The sequence below is a fragment of the Emergencia sp. genome, from assembly GCF_048465375.1.
GTDB lineage: Bacteria > Bacillota > Clostridia > Peptostreptococcales > Anaerovoracaceae > Senimuribacter.
The window spans coordinates 72,548-80,595 of record NZ_DBFWLQ010000021.1 but is presented as its reverse complement, the minus strand read 5'-3'; the positions used below and the strand labels follow the sequence as shown (position 1 = coordinate 80,595).

At 45.7% G+C, this 8,048-nt stretch carries 4 protein-coding genes and 1 pseudogene; all 5 read right to left on the bottom strand.

Annotation, left to right across the window (positions count from 1 at the left end; all coding sequences use genetic code 11):
- A pseudogene (locus ACMQ5W_RS14395) lies at positions 1–386 on the bottom strand (sodium:proton antiporter); the annotation flags it as partial.
- 305 nt (positions 387–691) lie between these two features.
- Positions 692–2,185, bottom strand: a complete 1,494-nt coding sequence (gene nhaC, locus ACMQ5W_RS14390; RefSeq protein ID WP_419025772.1) for a Na+/H+ antiporter NhaC — start codon at positions 2,183–2,185, stop codon at positions 692–694.
- Positions 2,186–2,372: 187 nt separating this feature from the next.
- Positions 2,373–3,290 (bottom strand): helix-turn-helix domain-containing protein, encoded by a 918-nt coding sequence (locus tag ACMQ5W_RS14385; protein ID WP_419025771.1) that lies wholly within the window; start codon positions 3,288–3,290, stop codon positions 2,373–2,375.
- A 399-nt stretch (positions 3,291–3,689) separates the two neighbouring features.
- On the bottom strand, positions 3,690–5,123 hold the full coding sequence (locus ACMQ5W_RS14380; RefSeq protein ID WP_148494671.1) for a nicotinate phosphoribosyltransferase: 1,434 nt from the start codon (positions 5,121–5,123) through the stop codon (positions 3,690–3,692).
- Positions 5,124–5,176: 53 nt separating this feature from the next.
- Positions 5,177–8,011, bottom strand: coding sequence for an excinuclease ABC subunit UvrA (uvrA, locus tag ACMQ5W_RS14375; RefSeq protein ID WP_419025770.1), 2,835 nt, complete (start codon positions 8,009–8,011; stop codon positions 5,177–5,179).
- Between the last annotated feature and the right edge of the window lie 37 nt (positions 8,012–8,048).

Below are 8,048 nucleotides of genomic sequence, written 5' to 3'. Positions count from 1 at the left end.
GTGGACCAGGAAGAACCTGTCGCCAGGGATACGATGGAGCACAGGATACAAGCTGTAACCAGGAATACCTTCGGGCTGATGACCTTGATGCCGAAATACATCATGGAAGGGATGGTGCCCGCTGCCAGCCAGGAGCAGATCATACATCCGACGATGGCCAGGATCAGGCAGGCCTGCATGGATCTGTTGATCGCTGCCAGGATGCCCTGTTCCATATAGGCCCATTTCCAGCCGTTTGCGATGCCGACGATAGCGGCGACACAGGCTGCTACGATAAGTCCGAGATGCGGTTCACCGCCTCTGTCTCCCAAAATGGAATACACCAGCAGGCCGATCATTGCGAGTATGACAATACAACATTGCCATAAAGGAATCTTTCTACCCATAATAAGTCCTCCTATCAAAACGTGTAGTGATAAAAAAATAAAATCCTGTAGCGAGAGAGTCCCGCCTCTCGCGTTACAGCCTCATTATAGGCACCGTCAAAAGTTTAAACAATTGACCCTGAGACTTAAAAACAGCCTTCAGCGGCTTTCAGCACTAGACCTCTATATCTATGCCGCTGTATTTGCAACGGATTTACGAGTTGTCTAAAAACTGAATTTTTTCATTTTTCTATACATCAAAAGGCCAGGTGCAATTACCTGGCCTTTTGACTTTTATTTTACTCAATATATTAAGGAGAACTTTTTTAAGCTTCTAACGCTTTCAAAGCCTCTTCCTTTTCTTTTTCTCTCTCCTCTAATATCTTCTGATATTCTTCTTCTGTCATTTCCGTCATCGTAATACCAGTGAAACCATAGAAAATGGAGATTAACGGGTTGATCCAGTTCAATACAGCATATGGTATGTAACCGCTTCCTACCTGCAGGAAGGATCTCATCGTTGCACCGCAGGTATTCCATGGGAAGAAGTTCGATGTAATCGTTCCGCTGTCTTCCAAACATCTGGACAGGTTTTTCGGAGCCAGTCTTCTGTCCTCGAAAGCCTCCTTGAACATTCTGCCCGGCAGGATAATTGCCAGATACTGGTCACAGCAGAGTGCATTTACGATTATACACATCAACTCTGTCATCAACACCAGTCCGCCTCTCGTACCCCGCGCCAGTTTTACCATGGCGACTGCGATACTGCCCATGATACCGGTGGAGTCTACAATACCGCCAAATACCATCGCACACAAGATCAGGGAAATCGTCCACATCATGCCCTGCATGCCTTCGTTGGAAAGCAGTCCGGCCAGTTCACTGAGTACAGAAGATGCGCCTTCCGGAACTTCCGTTGTAACACCATAGTTCAGATAAGAACCCGCTCCAGGGATTTCTTCTGCTCCGTTACCGATAATGCTTCTGCCCTGCATCGGGAAAAACGGCAGACCGAGAACTACGCCACCGATTAAGGCAGGCAGTGCCGGCAGTTTTAATGCAACCGCAGCAATTACGAAGACCGGTGGAATCAAGCAGATCAGACTCACGTTATAACTGTCACTGATAAAACCAAGAATCTCGTCAATCGTTCCCATATCAGGACCCTCTGAACTGCCGGTGTGCATGAATCCCATGATCAGATAGACGATCAAAGCGATAATCCATGCCGGACCAGTAGTGAACACCATGTGTTTGATGTGATCAAACAGATTGGAACCTGCTACAGCTGGTGCTAAGTTTGTCGTATCAGACAGAGGTGACATCTTGTCTCCAAAATAGGCGCCAGATACAACAGCGCCAGCTGTCATGACCGCTGGAAAACCTAAAGCCGTTCCGACACCGATCAAGGCTACGCCCATGGAGCCTGCCGTTGACCAGGATGATCCTGTTGCCAGGGACACGATGGAACAAAGCAGACAAGCGGTGGCCAGGAAAATACTTGGTGAAATAACTTTAATACCGAAATACATCATAGATGGTACGACGCCGCCTGCCATCCAGGAACCCAGCATCAAACCCACAACCGCTAAGATGAGAATGGCCTGCATGGTTCTGTTGATGGCGGCCAGAACGCCCGCCTCCATGTAACTCCACTTCCAGCCGTTCAGCATGGCAATGATGGCTGCAAAAGCACCTGCGAAAACAAGCGCGACATGCGCTTCTCCGGCTTCTGTATCAATCATAACGTTCCAGAAGATCAAGGCGATCATCACGACCATTACGAGGATACACTGCCACATAGGGATCTTTCTACCCATAATAAGTCCTCCTACTTAAATGTAAATAGTGAAAAAAATAAAATCCTGTAACACGGACGTCTCCATCCGTATTACAGGCTCATCATATATTAGGCAGATAATTCAGTCAATTATACAAAAGTCTTAAACTGGCTTTTTTTGCAATCTAACAAACTGGCACTTTTTTTCTAGTAGCCTTAATTTCCAGTCATTCCAAGCATTCACTCTTTTCTTTTTCCATGGTTGTCCGGACTAAGCAAAGGGCCTCCATTCTATTTTTTACTTTTAACTTTTTAAAAATATTGTGGATATGCGCTTTGACTGTACGCTCGGAGATAAAAAATTCATCTGCAATCTCCAGATTCGTTTCCCCATCATAAACCTTTTTAAGTACCTCTACCTCTCTTTCAGTCAGCCGATAGTCTTCGGTAATCTGGTGCCAGGCAATCTCTTTGTCTGTCTGGTCGTGTCTGCCGGCAGTAGAGAAGTCCAGCAGATAAAGCAGCGCAATATTCACGACATTGATTAGAAGTAAATAGATTATGGTCATATCCATCACTTTTTTTGGATAAAAACCGGTCTCCCGCAGAAAGTAGGTGACTGCGTCGAGACTCCACAACAATGTAATCAGAACTTTATAAACTGTAACTTTTTTCGTCTCGTATTTTCTCCCCTGTAAGACCAAATAGCCACTTACGAGAAATAGCCCCAACATGAGAGGCAGATCCAGAATCAGTCTGCTCCATCGGTATGTCGGAAATAGAAAAACCAACAGGAACCACGCACCGATGTAGACCAACACATAAATCTGATAGGAACGGTGAATCAGCCAGTATTTCCTTCCCTCTAGCCCTGCAGCCGTAATACCGATCCAAAGAGAGGTCAATACAGCGAGGAGGCAACCGCCGAAACTGATAATGAGTCTTCCTTCATCTACGTACATGATATGGTCATTGTAGTAAATGAGGAAATCATAAAAGTCCACAAGGAGCACGACAATGATGAATAAATTCATGATTAGAGAATTCCTTCCTGCATTGCACCGGTCTGAAAGCATTTGTATCGTCAATGCTGCAACGCCAGTCAACAGGGCTGCGATATAGCAAAAAACATAAAAATGTGTCACAAAGCATCACCTCGATCTTCTATTCCACTCTATATACCTATATTCTACCCCCCTGTCCTGCATTTTGCGAGAAAAATCTTACACATCAAAGGCCGGACAATAGCCCGGCCTTTGACTGGATTTATTTTATTTTACTTATTTATATTAAGGAGAACTTTGATTTGCGTCTAAAGCCTTCAAAGCTTCCTCTCTATCTGACCGGCTTTTCTCCTCTATGTTATAACGATTTCTACAATTGGGCTATGACTTCATTATAGTTTCTTTCATTTAAAATGCAATTGTACTGAGGGTTTATTCAGCAAAAAACATCTATATCTTAATACTTAGATACTGCAAATTACAATAAAAAACCAGCCTGTTCATTTCCTGCTGCAGGCTGATTTCTAATTACATTTTAAATTATCTGACCGTATGTTCCTCGATCAGTTTATTCTTCACATCCCAGAGGTTTTGTGATAAATCTACATAATATGTCTGAGGATTCTCGAATCGCAATGTCTCGTCCCAGAGAGTTTCCATCTGCTCTCTGCAATAGTCCTTGACCTCTTCGATGTCAGGACATTCATAGACACAGGTTCCTTTATCAAAGAGCTGTATCCGCAAGTTCTTCGCGTAGAAATTGCACAAGCGCTTCTTCTTCCAAATAGCGTTGGGATCGAAAATTTCGTAACCGTCCACCTCCGGAATTTCCTCACCATCTAAAGTCATCACATCTGCCAGCGCTTTATGATTGTCTTTGTCGAAGAGCCTGTAAAGCGTCTTAAATCCCGGGTTCGTAATCTTTTCAACATTTTCGGAGATTTTAATCTTCGGTATGATGACACCGTCCTGTTCCAATGCAGACAATTTGTATACACCGCCAAAGACCGGCTCGGACTTAGCCGTAATCAGTCTCTCACCGACACCAAAAGAATCTATCTGTGCGCCTTCTAAAATAATATCTCTGATAATGTATTCGTCGAGAGAGTTGGATACTGTAATAGAGCATTCCGAAAGCCCCGCTTCGTCCAGCATCCTTCTCGCTTTCTTTGTCAGATACGCTACGTCTCCGCTGTCGATTCGAATGCCCATCTTCTTCGGTTTCAGTTCCTTAAAAACCTTGATTGCTGCGGGTACGCCCGAACGCAATACATTATAAGTGTCTACCAGCAGCACGCAATTGTCAGGATAAATCTCTGCATACTTTTTAAATGCCTCATATTCGCTGGGAAACATCTGTACCCAGCTGTGAGCCATCGTTCCAAGGGCTGTGATGCCGTAATCACGATCTGCAATCGCACAGGCTGTTCCCGCACACCCTCCGATGTAGGCTGCTCTTGCGCCAAAGACCGCAGCTGCCGTGCCGTGTGCCCTTCTCGTTCCGAACTCCATGACAGGTCTGCCTTTTGCAGCTCTGACGATGCGGTTCGCCTTTGTCGCAATCAGGCTTTGATGATTGATGATCAGCAAAAGCATGGTCTCGACAAACTGTGCCTGAATCACCGGCCCTCTTACAGTTAAAATCGGTTCATGTGGAAAAATGGGAGTGCCTTCAGGTACAGCCCAAACGTCACAAGTAAATTTAAAATTTCTCAAATAATCGAGAAAGCTATCACAAAAAATATCTTTACTCTTGAGGAAATCAATGTCCTCCGCTGTAAAATGAAGGCTCTTCAAGTATTCTACCGCTTGCTCTACACCTGCCATAATGGCATAGCCTCCACCATCGGGAACTTTTCTGAAGAACATGTCAAAATAGGCGATGTCTTCAACATTACCTGACTGAAAATAACCGTTAGCCATCGTGATTTCATAAAAATCCGTCAGCATAGTCAGGTTTTCATTGTTAATCATTGGATTATCTCCTTTTGTTGTGTTGTTAATGATGTACAATTAACCATTATACACTATTTTAACATTTTCTTCAAGAACTGCCCTGTGTAGGAGTCTTTGCACTTTGCAATGTCCTCTGGCGTTCCTGTAGCCACGATGGTTCCGCCTCTGTTGCCGCCTTCCGGTCCCAAGTCAATGACATGATCTGCTCGTTTGATGACATCCAGATTGTGTTCAATCACGACCACTGTATTCCCTGCATCAGCTAACTTGTCCAGAACCATCAGCAGTTTATCTACATCAGCAAAATGAAGTCCTGTAGTCGGCTCATCCAGTATATACAACGTTTTCCCCGTCCCTCTCTTTGAGAGTTCCGTAGCCAGTTTGATTCTCTGGGCCTCGCCGCCTGACAGCTGCGTAGACGGCTGCCCCAGCTTGATATAGTCCAGACCCACTTCGTTGAGGGTATCCAGCTGTCGTTTAATGGATGGCAGATTTTCAAAGAAACCCAAAGCCTCCGCCACGCTCATATCCAAAACGTCAAAGATGTTCTTGCCCTTATATTTTACTTCCAGTGTCTCTCTATTATACCGCTTTCCCTTGCAGACTTCACAAGGTACATAAACATCTGGCAGGAAGTGCATTTCGATTTTGATGATGCCGTCTCCGCTGCAAGCCTCACATCTGCCGCCTTTCACATTAAAGCTGAACCTTCCTTTTTCAAAGCCTCTGATCTTTGACTCCGGCAGGGATGCAAACAGATCTCTGATATGGGTGAACATGCCCGTATACGTCGCCGGATTGGATCTTGGCGTTCTGCCGATTGGAGACTGGTCGATATCTATAATCTTGTCCACGTTCTCTAAGCCGATGATTTCATCGTATTTCCCGGCTTCACCCTTCGTCCTGTTGATGACCTTCGCCGCGCCTTTGTAGAGAATCTCGTTGATCAAGCTGCTCTTTCCCGATCCAGACACTCCGGTAACGCAGACAAATTTGCCTAGAGGAATTTCCACATCGATATTCTTCAAGTTGTTCTCCGCCGCCCCCTTGATGGTGATGAAATTGCCATTGCCCTCACGTCTGTGTTTTGGCACTTCAATTTTCTTAACACCAGAGAGGTACTGCCCTGTTAAAGATTCTGGACAGGCTTTGATTTCCTCTACGTTACCCTGTGCAACCAATTCGCCGCCGTAAATACCCGCCCCAGGGCCGATATCAATGATATGGTCTGCGGCGTACATGGTGTCTTCGTCGTGCTCGACGACCAGCAGTGTATTACCCAAATCTGTCAGATGACGCAGTGTCTCCAGAAGTTTTTCATTGTCCTTCTGATGCAGTCCGATGCTGGGCTCATCCAGGATATAGAGAACGCCCATCAGGCTGGAGCCGATCTGTGTCGCCAGTCTGATTCTCTGAGATTCTCCGCCTGACAAAGTACCCGACGCACGGGACAGGGTCAGATACTCCAGACCCACGTTAATTAAAAACTGTAATCTGGCTTTAATTTCTTTGATGATCTGGCGGCCGATCATTTCTTCTTTTTCGCTCAGCTGCACCTGGTCGATAAAGTTATAAGCATCTCTGATGGACATGTCAGATACTTCTGCGATGTTCTTTCCCCCTATGGTCACAGCCAGTACCTCTGGTTTCAGACGCTTACCGTCACATGCCGGGCAGTCTCTGACTACCATGTACTTCTGCATCTTCTCTTTCATGAAGTCAGAACTGGTCTCCCGGTATCTGCGCTCTACGTTATTGATCATGCCCTCAAAAGGATGATCTCTATGAGATACCGCTCCGGTGCTTCTGCTGGTATAGGTGTACTTCAGGTGGCGGTTTCCTGTGCCGTAAAGCAGCTCCTGCTGAAATTTTTTCGGCAGTTCTTCGTAAGGGACGCTCAAATCAACGCCGTGCTCTTTGGCCAATGCATCGATCATCTGTCTGTAAAATCCCGAAAACTCCATAGAAGCAAAAATCGTCCCTAATGCGCCGTCGATAACACTCTTATCCGTCTTGATGATGAGTTCAGGATCGATTTTCTGCGTAAAACCCAAGCCGTTACAAGTTGGACAGGCACCAAAAGGGCTGTTAAAAGAAAACATTCTCGGTTCCAGTTCCTCAATGCTGACACCGTGCTCCGGACAGGCCAGCTTGGTGGAAAAGGTCTTCTCCATATTAAAGTCGTTATCTATAAACTGCACTACGACCAGTCCGTCGCCCTGATGCATAGCCAGCTCCGCAGCCTCAGAGATTCTGCTCTCTTGTCCCGGTTTAATGATAATTCTATCTATTACGATTTCGATGGTATGCTTGAACTTTTTGTCCAGTTTGATTTCTTCTTCGTTAATGAGACGAATTTCCCCGTCGATTCTCACCCTGGTAAATCCCTCTTTGCGGATTCTCTCCAGAATCTTCTCATGTTCCCCTTTTCTCTGCCTCACCACTGGCGCTAAAATCATAATCTTAGTGCCTTCTGGGAATTCCATGATGGAGTCCACCATCTGATCGACAGTCTGACTAGTAATGGGCTTCCCGCAAATCGGGCAATGAGGATGTCCAATTCTCGCGTAGAGAAGTCTCAAGTAATCGTGTATTTCGGTTACAGTGCCGACGGTTGATCTGGGATTTTTGCTGGTGGTCTTCTGATCGATAGAAATGGCTGGTGAAAGCCCTTCGATCAGTTCTACGTCCGGCTTGTCCATCTGTCCCAGAAATTGTCGCGCATAGGAGGACAGGCTCTCCACATATCTTCTCTGCCCCTCAGCGTAAATCGTATCAAAAGCCAACGAAGACTTTCCTGATCCCGACAAGCCTGTCAGAACCACGAGCTGGTCTCGTGGTATCTTCACGTCGACATGTTTTAAATTGTTTTCGTTGGCACCTTTCACGTAAATCTCGTTTGCCATTCAAATCCTCCTTATGCTTTTGTTCCCCGCAAGCGAT